Source organism: Salipiger sp. D13 (assembly GCF_003703915.1).
In the GTDB taxonomy this organism is placed as follows: Bacteria; Pseudomonadota; Alphaproteobacteria; order Rhodobacterales; family Rhodobacteraceae; genus Salipiger; species Salipiger profundus.
The window spans coordinates 91,266-112,722 of sequence record NZ_ML112598.1; the positions used below are offsets into that span (position 1 = coordinate 91,266).

The window sequence follows — 21,457 nt, forward strand, 5'->3', positions numbered from 1 at the left end:
TCCCGGCGATGACTCTCCGGGCCGCGATGGCCAGCTCCGGACGTTCATCACTTGCACTCCGACACGGCGTGGCTGCTGCTCCCTTGTCGGGATTTGGGACCGGGCGAGCCGCCGGGTGCTGTCCTGAGGATTGTCCAGCAGTCCGGCATGAGCCCGCCGCCACGCCTTCGAAACCGGGCCCGCGGCCTGGGCAGGGAACGGCAGAGGGATGACCTTCTGCAACACCGGGCGCCCGCGTGCGTCTCTCGGAGGCAGAATGCCGGTCGAGGCCCTCAACGGCCCTGGCCTCAAGGCTGCGGCAAGATCAACAGTCAAGCCCGGAAGCGCTGCGAACCTGTCGAGGAAATGGCGACCACCTCGGTGCAGAACGAGTCCGGCCAGTTGTCCTGGTCGCTGGTGACAAGAGTTCAGCGCGACGGACTGCCGTTGCCCGTTGGCTGCCAGTGCAGCGGGCTTTGTCAGGAACTCACTTGTCGAACTCGAGGTGGATCTTCTCGGACACCTCCGAGTCTTCGGTGAAGCGGTCGATGCCATAGCCCGCGACGTCGACCGGCGGTGCCTCGCCCCGCACCAGTGCGGCGAGGCTTTCGCCGACGGCCGGGGCGATCTGGAAGCCGCCGCCGCTGCCGCCGAAGGCATGGAACAGCCCCGGCGTCGTGGTGCTGGCCCCGATCACCGGCAGCATGTCCGGCAGGTATCCCTCGACACCGGACCACACGCGGATGATCTCGGCCCGCGCCAGCATCGGAATGCAGTCGACCAGCTCGCGCATGCCCCGAAGTGTCTTGGCGGGCGGAACATGGGTGAATTCGCCCGACGGCAGGGAATGCGTGCGCGGGTAGCCCGAGAAGATGATGTTGCCCCGCGCGATCTGGCGCACGATGACATCGCCCTCGACCATGTGCACCGAGGGGGGCAGCCGGTGGGGCAGGGGCTCGGTGACGAACTGCGGCGGGCCCGCGCTGAACATGGGCACGGGTTCCCCGGCCTGTTCCGCGAGCTTGCCCGCCCAGGCCCCGGCCGCGTTCACCAGCTTCGGGGCCTCGAAACGGCGGCCGTCGGCGCTTGTGACCGCGAACCCCGACGCGGTGAGCTCGAAGCCGGCGATCTCGCAGCCCTCGATCACGGTGCCGCCGGCGCGGGCCAGCGCCCGGGCCACGGGCGGCGTGCTGAGGCGCGGGTTGGCCACGGCACTGCGCGGACTGAAGGCGGCGAGACGGATGCGCGGCGACAGGAAGCCGAACCGGTCCCGCAGGGCTCTGCCTTCGAGCAGTTGCGACTCGACGCCGAAGCGGGTGGCGGTCTCGACGTCCTTGCGCAGCTGGGTCTCGCCGCGCGGGCCACCGGCAAAGTAGAGATGACCCGTGCGGATGATCTCGCAGCCCTCGCCGGTCAGGGTCTCGTAGGCCTCCCACAACTCCTGGGCGCGGATGGACAGCGGGTATTGCCGGGCGGAGCGTCCGTGCAGTCGCAGGTTGCCGAAGTTGGTGGCCGAGGCCTGCGCCCCCACCTGTCCCTTTTCGAGCAGCGTCACCCGCAGCCCCGCGCGGGCGAGGAAGAGGCCGGTGAACGCGCCGAACAGGCCGCCGCCGACCACGATGACGTCGCTTGCGGTGGTCCGGGTCAAGCCTTGCCCTCCCGGTGCGGGGAATCGAAGACCAGCGGAATCGGGCGGATCGGCGCCTGCGCCCGCAGCCGGCCGGGCGTGGTGCCCGTCGCCGAGGCCACGATCTCGGCAAGCGCCTGGCCGCAGAACCGGCCCTGGCAGCGCCCCATGCCGCAGCGGGTGATGGATTTCACGCGGTTGACCTCGGTGGGGCCGGAGGGCGTCGCGAGTGCCGAGCGGATCTCGCCGGCAGTGACCCGTTCGCAGCGGCAGACCAGCACGTCGTCGGACAGGGCCGCCGCCTGTTCGGCGGGCCAGCGGAACGCGCCGGTCATCGCCCGCTGGAATGACTGCTGTGCGCGCAGCCGCCGCTTGTCCCGGCCGGCGGCGGTCGCGTCGACCGGGTGTCCGAGGCTTTCGAGCAGGCTTCGCGCCGCGAGGTGGCCCGCGGCATCCGCCGCCTCGGCGCCGCCGGTGCGGGCACTGTCCCCGGCGAGCCAGAGCCGGTCGCCTGCCCGGCCCATCTCGTCGGTCCGGGGGAACCATTGCCGGAACGCGGGGTCGTAATCGAAGGCGGCCCCTGCCAGCTCGGCGAGCTGGGTTTCGGCCCTCAGGCCGTGTCCGAGGGCAACCGCGTCCGCCTCTGCGGTGCCGGGCCCGCCCCGGGCCGTCGTGTAGCGCAGGCGTTCGACACGGCCGGCCCCCTCGATCGCCTCCAGCTGGACGCCCCAGTGCATCGGCACGCCGCCGCGCCGGAGCTCGGTGATCAGGGCCAACCCCTGCAGCGCGCTGCGGGGGGCATGGCGCAGCATCGCCGGGAACGCCCCCGCCTTGCCGCGCGCCGGGGTGGTGTCGAGCACGGTCAGCGCGCGATGCCCCAGCCGCAGATACTGGGCCGCGGCAAGATAGAGCAGCGGCGAGGAGCCGGCAAAGACCACCTTCTGCCCGATGAAGCTTGCGTGGCGTTTCAGCGCGACCTGTGCGCCGCCAAGCGTGAACACGCCGGGCAACGTCCAGCCCGGCACCGGCATCAACCGGTCGGTCGCACCGACCGCGATGACGAGATGGGTGTAGGGCAGGCTCGAGAACCCCTCCGGCCCGAGCAGCTCCAGCCGATTGTCATGGCAGGCCCAGACCAGGGTGCCCGTGCGGACGTCGCAACGGCGCAGGAGCGCGTCTTCGGCCGCTTCACGCCGGGCCATTGCATCGGCCGCCTTGCCGAAGAGCGCCTCGCGGTGCGGCTCCGTCAGGGGGGACAGGCGCCGTGTGCCTTGCCCGCCGGGCTGCGACGCCTCTTCGATGACGATGGGCCGCAAGCCGGCCTCGACCAGCGCCCGGGCAGCCGCGAGCCCGGCCGGACCCGCGCCGACGATGACGATTGTCGCGGTGTCGTCCATGCTCAGACCGCCCCGTCAAAGGGGCGCGAGCGCAAGCGCAGGCCATCCTTCGCTTCGGTCATGCATCCGCGCAGGCGGTGCCCCGCCTCGTCCCACATGGTGCATTCCTGGCAGCTGCCCATCAGGCAGAACCCCGCCCGTGCGCCGCCGTCGAACTCGGACGCGCCGCAGGACGCCTGCGCTGCCAGCACGGCGGCAAGGACGGTGTCGTGCGGCCGGGCGGTGATCTCGGCGCCGTCGAACTCGAAGCGCAGCGGGCGGGGCGCGCCGGCGGCGATGGGGTGGAAGAGACGGTCTGCCATGTATATTACCATGCAATAGTAGCTATGGCAGTATGAGAGGGCACAATTGCGCCACCGTCAAGACCCGGTGTTCCGGGCCTTCGGATCGCAGGTCAGGCGAAGGAGATCGAGCGGGCCGCCGCAAGGATCATGGGCGCAAAGGATGTCTCGAGCTGTTCGGCGGTGTAGCGCAAGGTCGAGAGGGCCAAAGACACCGACCCGATCATCTCGCCCTGGGCACCCAGGATCGGGGCCGCGATCGAGGCGTCGGCGTGGTAGACCTCTTCGAAGGCGGTGGCATAGCCCTTCAGACGCGCTTCCTCGATGATCTCCTTGAGCCTGTCGATGTCGGTCACGGTGTTCTGGGTGTGCGCCCGGATATCCGATCTTTCGAGAATCGACGCGACCTCCTCCGGGGGCAGCCGCGAGAGCATCGCCCGGCCGGGCGCCATGCAGTAGGCGGGCAGGCGGGTGCCGATGGTCACGTCCGTGTGCAGCACGTGGCGGCTGAGAAAGCGCGAGATGAAGACGATCTCGGTGCCGTCGAGAACCGTCAGGTTCACCGTCTCTTCCGTTTCCTTGCTGAGGTATTGCAGCACCGGCATCGCCCGATCGACGAGCCGCGACGTACGGGTGAAGTGATGCGCGAGGTCGAGCGTCTTGACCGACAGCCGGAACTGCCGGGTGCGCGCGTCCTTCTCGAGGTAGCCGAGGGATTCCAGCGTATGCGCAAAGCGTTGCGCGCCGCTGAGGTCCATGCCGGTCTGCTCGGCGATGTCCGACAGGGTCATCTGGGGATGCTTGCCGTCAAAGGCCTCGAGCACGCGAAAGGCCTTGGCCACAGATTGCACCATCAGCGGATCCGACCGCTTTGCAGGTTTCTTGTTTTCGTCTGTCACCAACTCGCCTCTCGCTCCCGAACTCATCCGCGCCCGTTGCCTGTGCAGGCGCCTCGCCCTCTTCAGTATTGCAGAGAGGAATTTCAACCGACAGCCGCAAGACGATTGACAAACGCACGGTCAGTCATTCTATTCAATAACAACTATCACAATGCAATGGTTACTATGGACAACTTCATCCTCACCGAGAAATCCGGCAACGTTCTGACCATCACGTTGAACCGTCCCGAGAAGCTGAATGCGTGGAATGCCCCGATGCGTGACATGCTCATCGAGGCCTTCGCCGCCGCCGAGGCGGATGACGACGTCCGGGTCATCATCCTCACCGGCGCCGGCGACCGGGCGTTCGGCGCCGGACAGGACCTGAGCGAGAGCAAGAGCTTCGACGCGGACCGGGCGGAGGTCTGGATGGGCGAGTGGAAAAAGCTCTACGCCTGCCTGCGCGACAGCTCCAAGCCCATCATCGCGGCGCTCAACGGCGTGGCGGCGGGCTCTGCTTTCCAGGTGGCGCTTCTGTGCGATCTTCGCGTTGGCCACCCCGGCGTGCGCATGGGCCAGCCCGAGATCCTCTCGGGCATTCCCACCGTCACCGGCAACTGGATCATGCGCGGCATGATCGGCATCGCCCGCACCATCGACCTGACCTTCACCGGCCGCATGCTCGATGCCAGCGAAGCCTATGACTGGGGGCTGATCAGCCGCCTCGTGGACGAGGACCAGGTGATGGCCGCCTCGATGGAGCTGGCCCGGGACCTTGCAACCAGGCCCCCGGTGGCGATGCGCCTCAACCGCCAGCGCATCAGGGAAATCACCCAGGAAGGCTACGACGACGCGATGCAGGCCGGCATCCGCTTCCAGCTCGAGGCCTACGGCACCGGCGAGCCGCAGCGGATGATGGAAGAGTTCTTCGCGAAACGCGCCAAGGCCTGAGCGGCCCGTGACCGGCTTTCCCCTCGACGATCCCGGTTTCCGCCCGACCGGCGGGCGCCGGGCCCCGCAGAATAACAAAAGAAACCAACCCCACCTTCCAACAGAGGTAAACACCATGACCAAGACTGACAGATCGCGCCTCAGCCGGCGCAGCATGCTGGCGATCGGCACCGCCGCGCTTGCGACCCCGATGCTGGGCCGTCGCGCCAATGCGCAGAACACGTCGCTGACCGTGGCGGACCCGGGCGGTCCGTTCAGCGAAGGCTTCCGCAAGGCGTTCTACGAGCCCTTCACCGCCGAAACCGGCATCGAGATCGTCAACGTCGCCCGCGACGCGGAACCGACCGCGCAGTTCAAGTCGATCGTCGAGACCGGCAGCTACATCTGGGACGTCTGCACCCTGACCCTTTCGGCGCGTCTGATCCTCGAGCAGGAAGACCTGCTCGACGACATCCAGCTCGATCCCGCCCTTGCCGAAAACATGATGCCGGGCTCGGTGCACTCGAACTTCCTCGGCACCGACGTCTATGCCACGATCTCTGCCTTCAACACCGAGAGCCTGGAAAACGGCCCCTCGAACTGGGCGGATTTCTGGGACACCGAGGCCTTCCCGGGCCGCCGCGCGCTGCGCCGCAATCCCATCGACACGCTGGAGCAGGCGCTCATGGCCGACGGCGTCGCGCCCGAGGATCTCTACCCGCTCGACGTCGACCGCGCCTTTGCCAAGCTCGACGAGATCAAGGAGCACATCGACGTCTGGTGGACCGGCGGCGCGCAGTCCTCGCAGCTGCTGCAGAGCGGCGAGGTCGACATGCTGGCCGGCTGGAACGCCCGCCTGCAGTCGGCCATCGACACCGGCGCCCCGGCAAAACTGGTCTGGGACCAGGGGCTCTACTCGATCGAGGGCTGGGGCCTGCCCAAGGGCGGCCCGAACGTGGAGGCCGCACGGCAGTTCCTTGCCTTCTGCACGCGCCCCGAGCAGCAGGCGCTGTTCACCGACGACCTGTCCTACGGCCCGACCAACCTCGCGGCCTACGACCACATCCCGGCGGAGCGCGCCGCGGTGCTCACCACCGCGCCCGAGAACCTCGAAGGCATGGTGCTGGCCGATGAAGGCTGGTGGCAGGAGAACCGCGCCGAGATGACCGAGCGCTTCAACCTCTGGCTCCTGATGTGATCGACCTCCTGCCAGCGGCGCCGTCGCGGTGGCCGCTGGCAGGGCCCTGACTGAAATTATCCCCTGGACGTCCGCCCGCGCGGTGACCGGTTCCCCTTGCTTGAGCCTCAAGCACGGCCCGCCGCCGATACAGCCCTCGTGCCCGGCACGCTCCGACAGAGGCAACATCTACATGAATATTTCCCCTTCTCCCGCCGCCACGGCCGCCAAGATCCGGATCGACGGACTGTCAAAGATGTATGGCACGTTCACCGCGCTCGAACCGACGACGCTCGATGTGCAGCGCGGTGAATTCCTCACGCTGCTCGGGCCCTCGGGCTCGGGCAAGACCACCTTGCTGCAGATGGTTTCGGGGCTGACCCCCGCAACCTCGGGACGGCTTCGCATCGACGGAGGGGACTGGACCAACCGGCCCGTGCACGAGCGCGGCATGGGGCTGGTGTTCCAGCACTACGCGCTCTTCCCGCACATGACGGTGGAAGAAAACGTGGCCTTTCCGCTGAAGATGCGCAATCAGCCGGCCGACCAGATCCGCACCGCCGTGGCCGAGACGCTGGCCAAGGTGCAGCTCGACGCCTTCGCGCACCGGTTCCCGCGCGAGCTCTCGGGCGGTCAGCAGCAGCGGGTGGCCCTTGCGCGCTGCTTCGTCTTCCGCCCCGAGATCATCCTGATGGACGAACCGCTGGGCGCGCTCGACAAGGCCCTGCGCGAGACCATGCAGCTCGAGATCCGGCGCCTGCACCGCGAATTCGGCACGACGCTGATCTACGTCACCCACGACCAGGAAGAAGCGCTCGTGATGTCCGACCGGATCTGCGTGATGAACCACGCCAAGGTCGAGCAGCTGGGCACCCCGAGCCAGATCTACTCGGACCCCGAGACGATCTTTGCGGCGACCTTCATCGGCCATTCGAACCTGCTGCACGGCACGCTCGCGGGCACCGACGCCGAGGGCAACGCCCTGATCCGGACCGCCGCCGGCACCTTTGCCGGGCGCATGGGCGCCCGCGATGCCGATGCCGCCGAACACGCGCTGATCGTGCGTCCCGAGCGGGTGACCCTCGGCGCGGCCACGGGCCCCGGCATGAACGAGCTTCGCGCGACGCTGCGCGACGTGGTCTACATCGGGTCCGACAACCGGCTGATGCTGGTCCTGCCCGACGGCACCGAGTTCACCCTGCGGCTCGACCCCGGCAGCGAGATCGGCGCCGGGATCGGCGAGGAGGTCACCGTTCACTGGCCGATCACGGCGGGACGGGTGGTGTCATGAGCAGCGTGGCCGATACCCCGATCACCCGGGCCGGCACCCTGTCGCGCCTGAAGCCCGGCCCGCTGTGGCTCGCGGCGCCCGCGCTGGCCTTTGTCGCCGTGTTCCTGCTTCTGCCCATGCTGCGGCTGATCGGGCTGAGCTTCTCCGGCGAGGACACCGCCGGCGTTTCGCTCGAACATTACGAGCACCTCGCGAGCACGCCGATCTACCTGCGGATCCTGTGGATCACCTTCCGGATCTCGCTCCTGACGGCGTTCTTCTCGGTTGTGCTGGGCTACCCGGTCGCGGCCTGGCTGGCACGGCTGCCCGATGCCAGCCGCAACAAGTGGCTGTTCCTGGTGCTGCTGCCCTTCTGGACCTCGTATCTTGTGAAGACCTTCGCCTGGATGATCATGCTGGGCGACCGCGGGCTGTTCAAGTCGATCCTCACCGGGACCGGCGTGACCGAAAGTTCGCTCGACCTCATGTACAACGAGCTTGGCGTGCTGGTCGGGATGGTCCACGCGATGATGCCGCTCGCCATCCTGACGATGGTGCCGGTGATGACGGGCATCGACCAGCGCCTGCCGCTTGCCGCCGGCAGCCTCGGCGCCAAGCGCGCGCAACGCTTCTGGCTGATCGAGTTCCCGCTGGCGATGCCCGGCGTCGCGGCCGGGGGGCTTCTGACCTTCATCACCTCGCTCGGCTTCTTCATCGTCCCGGCCTACCTTGGCGGACGCGGCCAGACCATGCTGGCGCAGATCATCATCATGCAGGTGCAGGAGCTGGTGAACTGGGCCTTCGCCGCGGTGCTGTCGGTCATGCTGGTGGTCGCCGCCCTCGTGGCGATCTGGATCTACGACCAGTTCTTCGGCCTGTCCTCGCTGACCCAGGCGAGCTCTGCCGGACCCAAGGGCTCGAAACGCGGCGCGAAATGGCTGCGCCGCGCGGGACAGCGCGTGCTGGAGGGCCTCGCCCTGATCTGCTCGCCCTTCAACCACTTGGGCGACCGGGGCACCGAGGGCCCGAAACCGGTGCGCGCGGCGTATCTCTGCCTGCTGTTCCTGTTCCTGCTGGCCCCCGCCATCATCGTGCTGCCGCTGGCGTTCACCGCCGATCAGACCCTGACCTTCCCGCCGCCGGAGTACTCCACCCGCTGGTTCGAGGAATATTTCGGCTCGCCGATCTGGATCTCGGCCACCATCCGCAGCTTCGGCGTGGCCTTCGTCACGGCCATCCTCGCCACGGTGCTGGGCGGCATGGCGGCGCTGGCGCTGGCGCGCTCGGACAGCCGCTTCGGCAAGGCCGTCTTCGGCCTGATGCTGGCGCCGATGATCGTGCCCCGCATCGTCATTGCCGTGGGGCTCTTCTACCTGATGGCGCAGATGGGGCTGGTGGCCTCCAACATCGGTCTCATCATCGGCCACACCCTGCTGGCGATCCCCTTCACCTTCATCGCCATCGGCGCGGTGCTGAAGGGCTACGACTGGCGGCTCGACCAGGCGGCTGCCACGCTGGGCGCCGGGCGGCTCACGGTCCTGAGGCTGATCACCCTGCCGCTGCTGCGCGGGGGCATCATCTCGGCCGCGCTCTTCGCCTTCGTGACCAGCTTCGACGAGCTGACCATCGCGCTGTTCATCTCGGGCGGGCTGAAATCGACCCTGCCCAAGCAGATGTGGGACGACATGTACCTTCAGCTGAACCCGACGCTGGCCGCAGTGTCCGTCGTGGTGCTGGTGATCGTCACGGCGATCCTGTTGCTGGCCCAGCGTGTGCAGAAATCCTGAGGCAATCTCCCGCGGCCGCGCCACGTCCGGTGGCGCGGCCCCCTTCTCCATTTCGAGGAAGAACATGAAGATCAAAGGCTTGGCCCAAAGCTTCATCGAGCAGGCCGACAAGACCCCGGACCGCATCTTTGCCCGCACCACCGATGGCACCGAACTCGGCTTCCGCGCCCTTTCCGACGCGGCGGACGCGATGATCGCATGGCTTGCGGAGCACGGCGTGCGGCCCGGCGACACCGTGGCCGTCATGACGCGCAACAGCCCGGCCACGCTTGCACTCGTGCACGGCCTGCTGCGGGCGGGCATGGTCTGGGTGCCGGTGAACCCCGCGCTCGTCGGGGACGGGCTGGTCCATGCCATCCGTCTCGTGGATGCGGCCATCGCGGTCTGCGATCCCGAGCTCGAAGCCACGCTGTCGGCCTGCGAGGCGCAGCCGCGCGAGGGAATCCTCGTCCTGCACGATCGCGCGCTTCCCCCCGCGCCGAAGACGCGACCGGCCTGCGCGGTCGCCGGGCCGACCGGGCTCGCGGCGATCATGTTCACCTCGGGAACCACCGGCCCGGCCAAGGGCGTGCGCGTCACGCAGACGATGCTCGAGATCGCGGCCCGCGGGGTCGAGGAGGTCGGCCAACTGCAATCCGGCGACAACCTCTTCATGTGGGAGCCCTTCTACCATGTCGGCGGGGCGCAGGTCATGGTTCTGCCGATCCTTCGGGATGTCAGCCTGACCATCGCCGACCGCTTCTCTGCCAGCCGGTTCTGGCAACAGGTGTCGGATGCGGGCTGCACCCATATCCACCACCTCGGCGGCATCCTGCAGATCCTGCTCAAGCAGCCGCCCGGCCCGCTCGACCGGGCGCACCGCGTGCGCATCGCCTGGGGCGGCGGCTGCCCGGCCTCCGCATGGCGCGATTTCGAGGACCGCTTCGGCGTCACGATCACCGAGTGCTACGGCCAGACCGAGGCCTCGTCGATCAGCTGCGCCAACTCCGAAGGTGTCGTCGGCGCCATCGGGCGCCCGCTTCCGTGGTTCCGCATCGAGGTCAAGGACGCGGACGGACGCCGCCTCGGCGCCGGTGAAGGCCGGGGCGAGATGGTGATAACCTCGACGATCGAAGGTGCCATCTTCTCGGGCTATCACAACGCCCCGGAGGCGACGGCCAAGGCGTTGCAGGCCGACGGCTTCCACACCGGCGATCTCGGCTCCTGGGGCGAGGACGGCATGCTGCGCTTCCACGGCCGTGTCGGCGACAGCGTGCGCTGCAAGGGCGAGAACGTCTCGGCGCACGAGGTCGAGAGCGTCGCCAACCGTCACCCAGAGATCGAGGAAACCGCCATGGTGGGCGTTCCGGCAGAGATCGGCGAGAACGACATCCAGCTCTTTGTCCGCCGCGCCCCCGGAAGCACGCTGGAGGCGGAGGCGATCAGCGCCTGGCTGCGTGACAAGCTCGCGCCCTACCAGCAGCCGCGCTTCATCGCCTTCATCGACGAATTTCCCAAGACGCCCAGCCAGCGGATCCGCAAGCACCTGCTGCCGAAGGAGCCCGACCGCTGGGAGCGCGAGACCACCAGAAAGGCCCATACCGCATGACCACCGACGTTCTCATCACCGGCACCGGACTGTTCGCCGGCCGCATCGCTCTCGACATCGCGGCCACGGCGACCGAGCCCGTCAGCGTGGTCATCGCCGGGCGCAACCTCGACCGGCTGCACTGGCTGCAGACCGCGGGCAACGCCCGCGCCGCCATGTTCGGGACCCCGGCCACCTTCCGGGCGCACCGGATCGACCTGATGGAGGAGGGGGCCAGCGACAGGCTCCTGTCCGAGCTGAAGCCGCGCATCGTGGTGCAGGCCGCCTCCATCCAGACCTCTTCGGTGATCTCGGACAAGGGCTCGCGCTGGACGCAGCTGGTCGCCGAGGGCGGGCTCAGCGCCACCGCGGTCTTCCAGGCGCTGATCTCGTCCCGGATGGCCGCGGCGATCACCCGGCTGTGCCCGGGAACGCCGCTGATCAACTGTTCCTTCCCCGACGTGGTCAACGGCATGATCACGGCCATGGGCCACGACGTGCTGTGCGGCACCGGCAACGTCGCCATCCTGTCGAACGTGTTCCGCGGGGCACCGGGTCGCCCGGGTGGCACGCTTCGGGTGCTGGCACACTACCAGTGCCTGATGCCCTGGCGCCAGCCGGCGGCGGACCGCACCGGCCCCGCGCCGCGTGTCTTCGCCGACGACACCGAGATCCCGGACCCCTTCGAGACCTTCGCCGACTGCAAGCTGACCCCGGAACCTGCCATCGAGATTTCCGGCGCCAGCGGCGTGACCCTGATCCTCGCCCTTGCTGCGCGCAAGGAGTGGGCTGGACACGTGCCGGGTCCGAACGGTCTGCCCGGCGGCTACCCGGTGAAGGTATCGCAGGACGGGGCCATGGCGCTCGATCTGCCGAACACCGTCACCGAGCAAGAGGCCATCGCCTGGAATGACGCCTTCGAGCACAAGGGCGGGCTTACCGTGTCGGGCGGACGGGCGCAGTACAACGGCCGGCTTGCAGAGCTGCTTCGGGCCAAGGGCTTCGCCCATGCCGACGGTTTCGATGTCGCCGATCTCGAGACGGTCTGCACCGGGATGCTCGATCTGCGCGACCGCCTGATGTCGGAAACCGCCTGATCCACGGCGGACAGGGGGGGGGAGGGCGCGTCTCGCGCCCTTTTCCCGCGCTGCACATTTCGGGACAGCTCAGCGAAAGCGGGCGATGTCGAAGTGATGCGGCGCGATCCTGCCCTGCCGCTCCGCCAGCAGGTCCGAGACCAGCACGGCGGTGCCCGGAGCGCCGCACATGCCCGTCTGCCCGTGCCCCAGCGCCAGCACCAGGTCGGGGTGCGACGGCGCGCGGCAGATCACCGGCACCGAGTCCGGGGTCGACGGCCGGTGGCCCATCCAGACCGAACGCTGCTCTCCGACATCGCGGAAGATCCGTCCGGCCGCGGCCCTGAGACGGTCGGCGTTCTCGAACTCGGGCGGCTTGCGCAGGCCCGCCACCTCGACGACGCCGACCACCCGCAGCCCGTCCTCCATCGGGGTCGCCATGACCTTCTCGGCAATGGGATAGACGGGCTGGCCCGGCATCCGGGGCATGTCGAAGGTGGCGTGGTAGCCGCGCAGGCTTTCCAGCGGGACCGCCGCCCCCAGCGGCTTCAGCAGCCGGTTGGACCAGACCCCGGCGGCCACGACCACCTTGTCGAAGGCCATGTCTCCATGGTCGGTCAGCACGCGCATCCCGGGCCCGCCCGGAACCGGGCTCAGTCGGTGAACCCGGGTGACGACGAGCCGCGCGCCGGCGCGCACCGCGTCCTCGGCGATGGTGCGCACGAGCCGGCCGGGGTTCGGGGTCTGGCCGAACTCGGGAAAGTGCAGCGCCCGCGCCAGTCCGGGGCGCAGCGACGGCTCCATCTCCAGCGCCTCTTCCGGCGAAAGCTCGGTCATGCGCACGCCGTGGTCGCGTCGCAGGGCGCGCCCCGGCGCGTCCTTCGCGAAGGCCGTGTCGCTGTCGTAGACGTAAAGCTGGCCGCTGGTGCGCAGCAGGTCGGCGTGACGCGGGCCGAGCAGCGAGGCGTAATCCCCGATGGCGTCGCGGTGCAGCTGGTGCAGGGCCGCGGCGGTGGCCTGCATGCCCTCGGGCTTGCCGGCGCGGGCGAAGCGGTAGAGCCAGGGCGCGGCGGCGGGCAGGCGGGGCCAGTGCAGTTGCAGCGGCCCATTGCCGGCAAGGCTCCAGCGGATCGCATCGCCGAGGATGCCGGGGCCCGAGGTGCCCCCGATCGAGCCGGGGGCGATGCTGCCGGCGTTGCCGAAGGAGGTGGCCCGCCCGGGCCCCCTGCTGTCGTAGCAGGTGACGGCGTGGCCCTCGCGCTGCAGCATCGCGGTGATGCAGCTGCCGACGATGCCCGCGCCTATGACCGCGATACGGGCCATCTCAGAGCGCCAGCCGGGTGCCGAGACCACGCTCCGCGGCCCGGCTCCTGACCAGCCGCGCCACGGCGAGGTCGGCCAGCGGCATGCCCGGGAAAAGGAACATGATCCGCTGCGTGTCGCTGGTGCGACCGGGGTGGGCGCTGCCCAGAAGCGCGGCGAGATCGCCGTCGTAGCTCCCCTGGTGCGCCAGCGCCGGGTTGCCTCCGTTGCGCGCGAGCGCGGCGAGGTCGTCGGTGAAGAAAAGGTCGACATGCGCCGCGAGGCCGTCGCGGTGCCATGCCCGCCCGAGGTCGACGCCAAGCGCCAGCGCTCCGGGCCGGATGGCCTGCGGACGCACGATCGGCGTGATGCCGTCGATGCTGGGCAGGGCGCTGACCACCACATCGCTGGCGGCGACCACCGCTTCGGGGTCCTGCACCACCTCGGCCTCGAGCCCCATGGCCTGCGCGCGACGGACAAGCGCCTCGGCGGAGGCGGTGCTGCGCGAGGCCGCCCGGACGCGGCGCAGGCCGGGCAGGGCGTCGGCGAGGGCCATCAGGTTGCTGTGCCCCTGAACGCCGCAGCCCAGGATGCCGAGGTCGGTCGCGCCGGGCCGGGCGAGCGACCGGGCGGCGAGCGCCGAAATGGCGGCGGTGCGATGGGTGGTGATCCAGGCGCCGTCCATGATCGCCACGGGCCGGGCGGTTTCGATATCGTTGAGGATGATCTGCGCGCTGATCGCCGGCAGCCCCCGGTCCGCGTTGTCGGCGGCGTAGCCGATCCACTTGGTGACGCCGAACCCGAGGCCGGGATCGGCGTCGGCCATCGACATGAAGAAACGCGCCTCGTCGACCTGCACGCGCATTTTCCGGCCGCCGTCGACAACGGCACGACGCTGCCGGATCGCGTCGGCGATGGCGGTGCGCAGCTCACCGGGGGAAAGCCCGATGGCCTCGACATCGGCGGAGGACAGGTAGAGCAGCCGGTCTTGGCCGGGCGCGCCTGCATCCTGCGGGCCTTGGGTGTCTGACATCGGCGATCTCCCCTGACGGGCGGCGCGTGGTCACGATGCCAACCGGTCGGTTTCATTGCTGTTGCGAGCACCGTTCGCCGGGTCGGAGAGCCGGTCAAGGCGCATGGCATTCCGGCTCCGCATGGCCCGGATGCCTTCGTGGTTCAGGCCGGCTCGCCCAGTGTCCGGCAGGCGGCGGCGATGCGCGCCATGGCGGTCTTCAGGGTTTCGGTGTCGGTGGCATAGGACACCCGGAAATGACCCGGCAGGCCGAAGGCCGTGCCCGGCACCACCGCGACATCGGCGGTTTCCATCAGCCAGGCACAGAAGTCGCGGTCGGTCTCCAGAATGCGGCCCTCCGGCGTGCGCCGGCCGATCACCCCGTCGCATTCGGCGAAGGCATAGAAGGCGCCTTCGGGGGTGCGGCAGGCGAGGCCGGGGATGGCATCCAGGGCGGCGACAACCAGATCGCGGCGCAGGCGGAAGGCCTCGGCGCGGTCGGCGAGGAAGTCCTGCGGCCCGTCGAGCGCGGCGATGGCAGCCGCCTGAGCGATCGAGCTCGGGGCCGAGGTCGACTGGCTCTGTATGACCGACATGGCCTTGACGAGTGCCTCGGGCCCGCCGCCGTAACCCAGCCTCCAGCCGGTCATGGCATAGGCCTTGGACACGCCGTTGATGGTCAGCGTGCGGCCCTTCAAAGCCGGCTCCAGCGCGGCGGGCGTGANTGGTCAGCGTGCGGCCCTTCAAAGCCGGCTCCAGCGCGGCGGGCGTGACATGGCGGAAGCCGTCGTAGACGATATGCTCGTACATGTCGTCGACCATCAGCCAGACATGCGGCGCCTCGAGCAGCACGTCGAGCAGCGGGCGCAGGTGCTCGGCCGCGTAGGCCGCACCCGAGGGGTTCGACGGCGAGTTCAGCATCAGCCACCGGGTGCGCGGCGTGATCGCCTCCCGTAGCTGATCGGCGCCCAGCCGGAAGCCCTGCTCGGCGGCGCAGGGCACCAGCACGGGCACGCCACCGCACAGCTCGACGACATCGGAGTAGGTGACCCAGTAGGGTGTCGGAATGATGACCTCGTCGCCGGGGTTCAGCGACGCCATCATCGCGTTGTAGATCACCTGCTTCGCGCCGGTGCTGGCGATGATCTGCGAGGGCTCGAAGGTCAGCCCGTTCTCGCGCTCGAACTTGCCGATGATCGCGGTCTTGAGCGCGGCGGTGCCGGTCAGCGCGGTATACTTGGTTTCGCCGCGCTGCATCGCCTCCCATGCGGCCCGCTTGATGTGGTCGGGCGTGTCGAAGTCGGGCTCGCCCGCCCCGAGGCTTACGATGTCCCGGCCCGTGGCGCGCAGCTTTGCCGCGCGTGCCCCGATCGCGAGGATTTCGGACACGCCGAGCGACTCGATGCGCTCGGCGGGCCGGAAGTCGGATGCGACTGCGTCCTTCATGGTCAGTCGATGTCGAAGACCACGCCCTGTGCGAGGGGCAGTTCGGTCGAGTAGTTGATGGTGTTGGTCGCCCGGCGCATGTAGGCGCGCCACGCGTCGGAACCGCTCTCGCGGCCGCCGCCGGTTTCCTTCTCGCCGCCGAAGGCACCGCCGATCTCGGCGCCCGAGGTGCCGATGTTGACGTTGGCGATGCCGCAGTCGGAGCCCCGCGCCGAAAGGAAGGTCTCCATCTCGCGCAGGTCGGTGGTGAAGATCGACGAGCTGAGGCCGCCGCCGACCGCGTTGTGCTGCTCGAGCGCATCGTCGAAGTCGGAATACTTCATGACGTAGAGGATCGGGGCGAAGGTCTCGCGCAGGACCGGGCCGTCATGGGCGGGCATCTCGACGATGGCCGGCTTGACGTAATAGGCGGTATCGGGGCCGACATCCTGGCGGGCGCCGCCATGCACGGTGCCGCCCATCTCGGCGGCTTCGGCCAGCGCCGCGACCATCTGGTCGTAGGCGCTCTTGTCGATCAGCGGGCCGACCAGTGCCTGAGTCTCGAGCGGGTTGCCGACCGAGACCGACGCGTAGGCCTTTTTCAGGGCGGGCACGATCTGGTCGTAGACGCTTTCATGCACGAACAGGCGGCGCGTCGTGGTGCAGCGCTGCCCGGCGGTGCCCATCGCGCCGAAGGCGACGGCGCGCAGCGTCATGTCCATGTCGGCCGAGGGGCAGACGATGCCGGCGTTGTTGCCGCCCAGCTCGAGGATGCACTTGCCGAAGCGGGCCGCGACCTTGGGGCCGACGATCCGGCCCATGCGGGTCGAGCCGGTGGCCGAGATCAGCGCGACCTTCTCGCTTTCGACCAGCGCCTCGCCCACGGCGGGGCCGCCGACGAGCACCTGGCTGAGACCGGCGGGCGCATCGTCGCCGAAGCGGGCGAGGGCGCGCTCGAACACGGCCTGGCAGGCAAGCGCGGTCAGCGGGGTCTTTTCCGACGGCTTCCAGACGACCGGGTCGCCGCAGACCAGCGCCAGCGCCGAGTTCCAGCACCACGGCGCGCAGGGAAAGTTGAAGGCGGTGATGATGCCCACCACGCCCAGCGGATGCCAGGTCTCCATCATGCGGTGGCCCGGGCGCTCGGTCGCGATGGTCAGCCCGTAAAGCTGGCGCGAGAGGCCCACGGCGAAGTCGCAGATGTCGATCATCTCCTGCACTTCGCCGGCGCCTTCCGAGGGCGACTTGCCGGCCTCGATCGAGACCATGCGCCCGAGATCGTCCTTGGACTTGCGCAGTTCTTCGGCAAAGAGCCGCACCAGCTCGCCGCGGCGCGGGCCGGGCACCAGCCGCCACGCGCGGAAGGCGTCGGCGGCGAGCGCGATCGCGGCCTCGGTATCGGCGACCGAATGCTCGGCGAGGCTGGCGACGGGCTCGCCGGTGATGGGAGAGATGACGGTCATGCCGCCCTCGACGGCAAGATCGGCGGTGGCGCCGCAGGCGGCCATGGTTTCGGCGGCGGTCTGCTTGAGGGACGTGCTCATCGGGAGCTCCTTGGGGTCTGGACTTCTTGTCGGTTGGTTCGGCGCGGCAATGCGCCGGCGATCAGGCGGTCTGCGGTGCCGGGTTCAGCGCGATCCGGGCTTCGGCAAGGGAGCGCGCCTCGGTCTCCGCGTAGCGGCGGAAGAGGTCATGCACCGGCGCGCCGAGGTCCTCCTCGAACCGCGCCCGGTTGGGATTGGCGGCAAAGGCCTGCGCTGCGCCGTCGCCGAGGTTGGACTGGAAGATCCCCGCGGCCGAGACCGGCAGGAAATCCTCGTAGACGATGGGGTCGGCGCGCAGGCAGCCCTGCGCGACCAGCGCATCGACCCCGCGCGAGGGATCGGCGCAGGGCTTGCCGGTCGCCGAGTAGCGGAAGTAGCCGAGCCCGTCCTTGCGCAGGGTTTCAAGGTCGTCGGGGAAGGCCGAGAACACCTCGGCCAGCGTCGCGCGATAGGCGTCGGCGTTCGAGCCGTCGGCCGCCGGGGTGATGCGGCTGCGGGTCTCGGCCAGCAGCCTGTCGTAAAGCGCCTGCCCGGCAGGTGTCAGGGCGATGCCGCGCTGCTCGATTTCGCCGAAGCGGGCGGTGTGGCGGCCGGTCGTGGCCTGCGCATCGCCGTCCGCGGCGGAAACGGAGGCAGACGCGGGGAAGCTAACCGGCTCTTCCAGCGCCTTGAACGAGGTCTGGCGCAGCAGGATCGGCACGCTCCGGGTCGGCGGGCCCTCGACGACCGCCTTGGGGGTGATGCCGCGCCCGGGCATCATCTCCTGCACGCGGTCGATGTCGAGCGTGCGCGGGGTCAGGTGGTTGATGTGCGGCCCCTTGAAGGCCACCACGTCGGCGATCAGCCGGTGCGCGTCGTGCAGGCGACGGTAGAGATCGTGCGGCACGTTGGCCTCGGCGTGCCAGCGGAAGGTCTCGAGCGCCTCGGCCACGAAGCGTTCGGCATCGGCCTGCGACAGGCCGCCGTCGGCCTCGGCCCTGTCGATCAGCGCGAGACAGCCCGGGGTGTAGATCTCGCGCGCCTCCAGCACCTCGGCGGCGGCGGCGCGCAGCTCGGCATCGGCCACGAGGTCGAGCCGCAGCAGCGAGGTGAAGACCCGGAAGGGGTTGCGCCGCAGCGACGCCTCGTCGAGCGGGCGGAACGCGGTCGAATGCACCGGCACCCCGGCGACGGAAAGGTCATAGTAGCCGACCGGGTGCATGCCCATCACGGCAAACAGCCGCCGCATGGTGAAGAGCTCGCGCGCGGTGCCGAGGCGGATGGCGCCGTGGCGTTCCTCGTCGATGCGCTCCAGCTCGCCGAGAGCCTCGAGACGGGCGCGTTCATCGGGCGCGGTCGCGAGGACATCGGCGTTCACGTCCCGCACCAGCTCCATGAGCGTGCCATAGGCCGGCACCTCGTCGCGATACATCGCCGACATGGCGCGCGAGAAGAGGGCGCGGATGTCATCGGGGTTTGCGTGTTCGGCAGCCATATGTCCGCTCCGTTCGTAACAATGATCTGTGAGCATGATAGAGGCGTTTTACCCGACCGCCCAACGACCCCTGACGATCACCCCATTCCGAAAACGCATGGAGTTCCCCTGACGGCTTGCGTTACATGCATCGGGACGCGTGCAAAACGCCAACGGAGAGCCCCGGAATGATCTCGCAACGCCGATACCTTCCCGACATGCGCATGCTGCTGACCTTCGAATGCGCCGCCCGTCACGGCAACTTCACCCGCGCCGGCGAGGAACTGGCGCTGACGCAGAGCGCCGTCAGCCGCCAGATCCGGGATCTCGAGGCGCAGATCGGCAAACCCCTGTTCGAGCGCGTGCGCGGGCGTGTGATCACCACGCAGACCGGGCGGGCCTTCCTTGCCGAGGTCGAAACCCTGCTCGACATGGCCAACAGCACCATGCGCCACGTCACCGCCGGGTCGCAGGGCGAACGCGTGCTCGCGATCAATGCGCCGCCGACCTTTGCCTCGCGCTGGCTGGTGCCCCGCCTGTCGGGCTACCTCGCGCATCACCCGCACACGCGCTTCGACATCGGAACGCGCCGCGATGTCTTCGACTTCGCGACCACGCAATGCGACCTGGCGATCCACTTCGGACAGCCGATCTGGCCGGGCGCGGTCTGCACCTACCTGTGCAGCGAGCTGGTCGTGCCGGTTGCCGGCGGGGCGCTGCTGGACACGATGGTCCGCGATGCCCGCGATCTCGCGGAGGCGCCCAAGATCCACCAGACCGAGCGCCCGCACCTCTGGTCGGACTGGTTCAAGCGCGCCGAGGTCGAGCTGCAGGCGCCCAACGAGGGGCATTGGTTCGAACAGTTCAGCCTGACCATCGAGGCGGTCAAGTCCGGGCTCGGCTACGGGCTGCTGCCGCGCTACCTGATCGAGAGCGAGCTTGCGAGGGGCGAGCTGAAGATACCGCTCGACATCCCGCTGTCGACCGACAAGGCCTACTACATCGCCACCCCCGAGGGCCGCGCCGACGAGGCCCGGGATTTCCGCGACTGGATGATCGGCGCCGTGTCGTTCCGCCCGCTTGCCTGACCGGGGTCACCCGAAGGCGTAGGTCAGGCTGACCATCACCGCGCCGACCCCGAGGCAGAACAGGCTGAATCCCCGGTTGACCCGGAACGCGAGGCGGGCGGGCGACACCCGGAGCAGGCGCGCGGCAAGCTGCGTCATGGCCGAGAGGGGCGAGCCCGCGATCGCCGTCGCCCAGCCGAGGCAGAGCGCGAGTGCGAGCGCCACCGGGTGGTCGGCACCGAGGGCACCGGCACCCAGCACCTGCGCGGCCATGACCATGACGACGGACGGCGGCACCATGAGCGCTGCGCTGAGCGGCAGCAGGAGCATCGCGCCGAGCAGCATCATCAGCGGTGGCACCGCCGTGGCCTGCAGCAGCCCGCCGAGACCGAGCCGGGTGAGCCACAGCGACACGGCCGCCGCGATCACGGTTGCGCAAAGGAAGATCGTCGCCTCGTTGGCCATGCCCGCCGAGGCTTCGGCGAGGGCCCGGGAAGGGCGGGTGCCGGGTTCCGAGCGCACGGCCGGGTCCAGTCGCGACCAGGCCAGCGCCAGGGCAGGCAGGACCATGCAGCCGGCGACGATGAAACTGACCGACAGCAGCCAGTGCAGCAGCAGCGTGGCCGCGATCAACGCCAGCACCGCCACGACGAGGATCTCGAGCGCCCGGTCTTCCGCGCCGGGGGCCCCGTTCGGAATGACGCCGTGCGGTGGTGCGGTCCCGGCCCCGGCGGCGGGGCGCCGGGCGGGCAGGGCCAGCAGCACGCCGCCGGTGAGAAGCGTGGTGCAGGCAAGGCTGAGCAACAGGAAACGTCCGGGCTCCAGTCCCGGAATGGCCGAGGTCACGATGGCGAAGCCCACGCCGATCGGGTTCCAGAGCGTCGCCAGGATCGCCCCTCGCTGGGCCGCGAGGGTCAGTCCGTCGGGGTCGATGGGCGTCTCGCCGGTGTCTCGGGTGTCGGCCTGCCTGCGGGCGATGTCCGACATCATGCCGATGGTCCCGAGGTTGAACAGCACCGCGAGAACCTGCGTGCCGTAGAGCACCGCCGCGCCCTGTCGCCGGGCGGGAAAGGCGAAAAGCCGCGCCGCGGCCCGCGCCACGAGCGGCGACCGGCGGACGGGCGCACGCACCAGCCCCAGCGCGGTCAGGAAGGCTCCGAAGGCGGTGCCCTGGTAGAGCGCCTGCCGCAGGACCGGTGCGGCCCCGGGGGTCGTGATCAGCAGCAGCGCAGCGCAGAACAGGGCGATGAACGCGAAAACCTGCGTAAGCCGCTGCACGTCGGGCAGGCGCAACGCGGCCAGCGCCACGGCGGCACAGGCCGAGGCAGTGAGAAGCGTGCCGGTGGCGGGCAGGAAGGCGGCCGGCAGAAGCGCCTCGCCGAGCCGGCCCAGCACCTGCGTCGCGATCATCGTCAGCGCCAGGGCACTGCAGCAGCGCGCAAGTCCGTCTCGCGGATCCGCTCCGGCGAGAGGCGTCCGGGACAGGCGCGCGCGGTTGAGGAAATTCGTCATGTCTGGCCTTTGAGGGCGCGCGCCACCGGGGGCGGAGCGGCACTGCCCTGCGGGGGCCGCAGGACAACCGGGCACGCCCGGCTTTTCGTCGCAATCAGGGAGTGTTCGTATGCGACTATCCCGCAAACAGGCGCAAAGAACCTAATGACCAATCGGACCAGGGGCATGCGCAA

Annotated in this window: 17 protein-coding genes and 1 pseudogene; 7 read left to right on the plus strand and 11 right to left on the minus strand. The window is 69.5% G+C overall.

Annotation, left to right across the window (positions count from 1 at the left end; all coding sequences use genetic code 11):
* Nucleotides 1-466: 466 nt before the first annotated feature.
* The 4 genes from D6860_RS13450 to D6860_RS13465 form a co-directional block, all read right to left on the minus strand.
* Nucleotides 467-1,627: an NAD(P)/FAD-dependent oxidoreductase gene (locus D6860_RS13450; RefSeq protein WP_076625500.1), complete on the minus strand. Its 1,161-nt coding sequence runs from the start codon at nt 1,625-1,627 to the stop codon at nt 467-469.
* Nucleotides 1,624-3,003: an FAD/NAD(P)-dependent oxidoreductase gene (locus tag D6860_RS13455; protein WP_076625499.1), complete on the minus strand. Its 1,380-nt coding sequence runs from the start codon at nt 3,001-3,003 to the stop codon at nt 1,624-1,626. Before D6860_RS13455 ends, D6860_RS13450 begins: the two co-directional genes overlap by 4 nt.
* Before the next feature lie 2 nt (nt 3,004-3,005).
* Nucleotides 3,006-3,305, minus strand: a complete 300-nt coding sequence (locus tag D6860_RS13460) for a 2Fe-2S iron-sulfur cluster-binding protein (protein WP_076625498.1) — start codon at nt 3,303-3,305, stop codon at nt 3,006-3,008.
* 92 nt (nt 3,306-3,397) lie between these two features.
* Nucleotides 3,398-4,183: an IclR family transcriptional regulator gene (locus D6860_RS13465; protein WP_237218908.1), complete on the minus strand. Its 786-nt coding sequence runs from the start codon at nt 4,181-4,183 to the stop codon at nt 3,398-3,400.
* Between the two features lie 165 nt (nt 4,184-4,348).
* Between D6860_RS13465 and D6860_RS13470 the strand changes: the two genes are divergently transcribed.
* From D6860_RS13470 to D6860_RS13495, 6 genes are all read left to right on the plus strand, one after another.
* Nucleotides 4,349-5,113: an enoyl-CoA hydratase/isomerase family protein gene (locus D6860_RS13470; RefSeq protein ID WP_017468152.1), complete on the plus strand. Its 765-nt coding sequence runs from the start codon at nt 4,349-4,351 to the stop codon at nt 5,111-5,113.
* A 115-nt stretch (nt 5,114-5,228) separates the two neighbouring features.
* Complete coding sequence (locus D6860_RS13475) at nt 5,229-6,290, plus strand: ABC transporter substrate-binding protein (RefSeq protein WP_076625496.1); 1,062 nt, start codon at nt 5,229-5,231, stop codon at nt 6,288-6,290.
* Between the two features lie 172 nt (nt 6,291-6,462).
* Entirely contained in the window at nt 6,463-7,560 is a 1,098-nt protein-coding gene (locus D6860_RS13480; protein ID WP_076625495.1) for an ABC transporter ATP-binding protein, read from the plus strand.
* Nucleotides 7,557-9,326 carry an ABC transporter permease subunit gene (locus tag D6860_RS13485; protein WP_083697964.1) on the plus strand — a complete coding sequence of 590 codons (1,770 nt, stop codon included), beginning with the start codon at nt 7,557-7,559 and terminating at the stop codon, nt 9,324-9,326. The genes D6860_RS13480 and D6860_RS13485 overlap by 4 nt, the downstream gene beginning before the upstream one ends.
* A gap of 64 nt (nt 9,327-9,390) precedes the next feature.
* Nucleotides 9,391-10,914: a class I adenylate-forming enzyme family protein gene (locus D6860_RS13490; RefSeq protein WP_076625494.1), complete on the plus strand. Its 1,524-nt coding sequence runs from the start codon at nt 9,391-9,393 to the stop codon at nt 10,912-10,914.
* Nucleotides 10,911-11,990 (plus strand): hypothetical protein, encoded by a 1,080-nt coding sequence (locus D6860_RS13495; RefSeq protein ID WP_076625493.1) that lies wholly within the window; start codon nt 10,911-10,913, stop codon nt 11,988-11,990. Before D6860_RS13490 ends, D6860_RS13495 begins: the two co-directional genes overlap by 4 nt.
* A gap of 69 nt (nt 11,991-12,059) precedes the next feature.
* On the opposite strand, the gene D6860_RS13500 is transcribed toward D6860_RS13495, so the two are convergent.
* The 6 genes and pseudogenes from D6860_RS13500 to D6860_RS13520 all read right to left on the minus strand — a co-directional run bounded on the left by D6860_RS13500 (nt 12,060) and on the right by D6860_RS13520 (nt 18,726).
* Entirely contained in the window at nt 12,060-13,292 is a 1,233-nt protein-coding gene (locus D6860_RS13500; protein ID WP_076625492.1) for an NAD(P)/FAD-dependent oxidoreductase, read from the minus strand.
* A 1-nt stretch (nt 13,293) separates the two neighbouring features.
* The gene (locus tag D6860_RS13505; protein ID WP_076625703.1) at nt 13,294-14,304 is read right to left on the minus strand and encodes an ornithine cyclodeaminase family protein; all 1,011 of its coding nucleotides are present in this window, start codon (nt 14,302-14,304) and stop codon (nt 13,294-13,296) included.
* A 143-nt stretch (nt 14,305-14,447) separates the two neighbouring features.
* Nucleotides 14,448-14,933, minus strand: a complete 486-nt coding sequence (locus D6860_RS25695) for an aminotransferase class I/II-fold pyridoxal phosphate-dependent enzyme (protein ID WP_371683197.1) — start codon at nt 14,931-14,933, stop codon at nt 14,448-14,450.
* A gap of 75 nt (nt 14,934-15,008) precedes the next feature.
* Nucleotides 15,009-15,729: pseudogene (locus D6860_RS25700) on the minus strand (aminotransferase class I/II-fold pyridoxal phosphate-dependent enzyme); the annotation flags it as partial.
* 2 nt (nt 15,730-15,731) lie between these two features.
* Nucleotides 15,732-17,252: an L-piperidine-6-carboxylate dehydrogenase gene (locus D6860_RS13515; RefSeq protein ID WP_076625702.1), complete on the minus strand. Its 1,521-nt coding sequence runs from the start codon at nt 17,250-17,252 to the stop codon at nt 15,732-15,734.
* Between the two features lie 61 nt (nt 17,253-17,313).
* Complete coding sequence (locus tag D6860_RS13520) at nt 17,314-18,726, minus strand: 2-oxoadipate dioxygenase/decarboxylase HglS (RefSeq protein ID WP_076625701.1); 1,413 nt, start codon at nt 18,724-18,726, stop codon at nt 17,314-17,316.
* A gap of 167 nt (nt 18,727-18,893) precedes the next feature.
* Here D6860_RS13520 and D6860_RS13525 point away from each other — a divergent pair, with 167 nt between their 5' ends.
* Entirely contained in the window at nt 18,894-19,793 is a 900-nt protein-coding gene (locus tag D6860_RS13525; protein WP_076625700.1) for a LysR family transcriptional regulator, read from the plus strand.
* Between the two features lie 6 nt (nt 19,794-19,799).
* Here D6860_RS13525 and D6860_RS13530 read toward each other — a convergent pair whose 3' ends face one another.
* Nucleotides 19,800-21,284, minus strand: a complete 1,485-nt coding sequence (locus tag D6860_RS13530) for a hypothetical protein (RefSeq protein WP_083697973.1) — start codon at nt 21,282-21,284, stop codon at nt 19,800-19,802.
* Between the last annotated feature and the right edge of the window lie 173 nt (nt 21,285-21,457).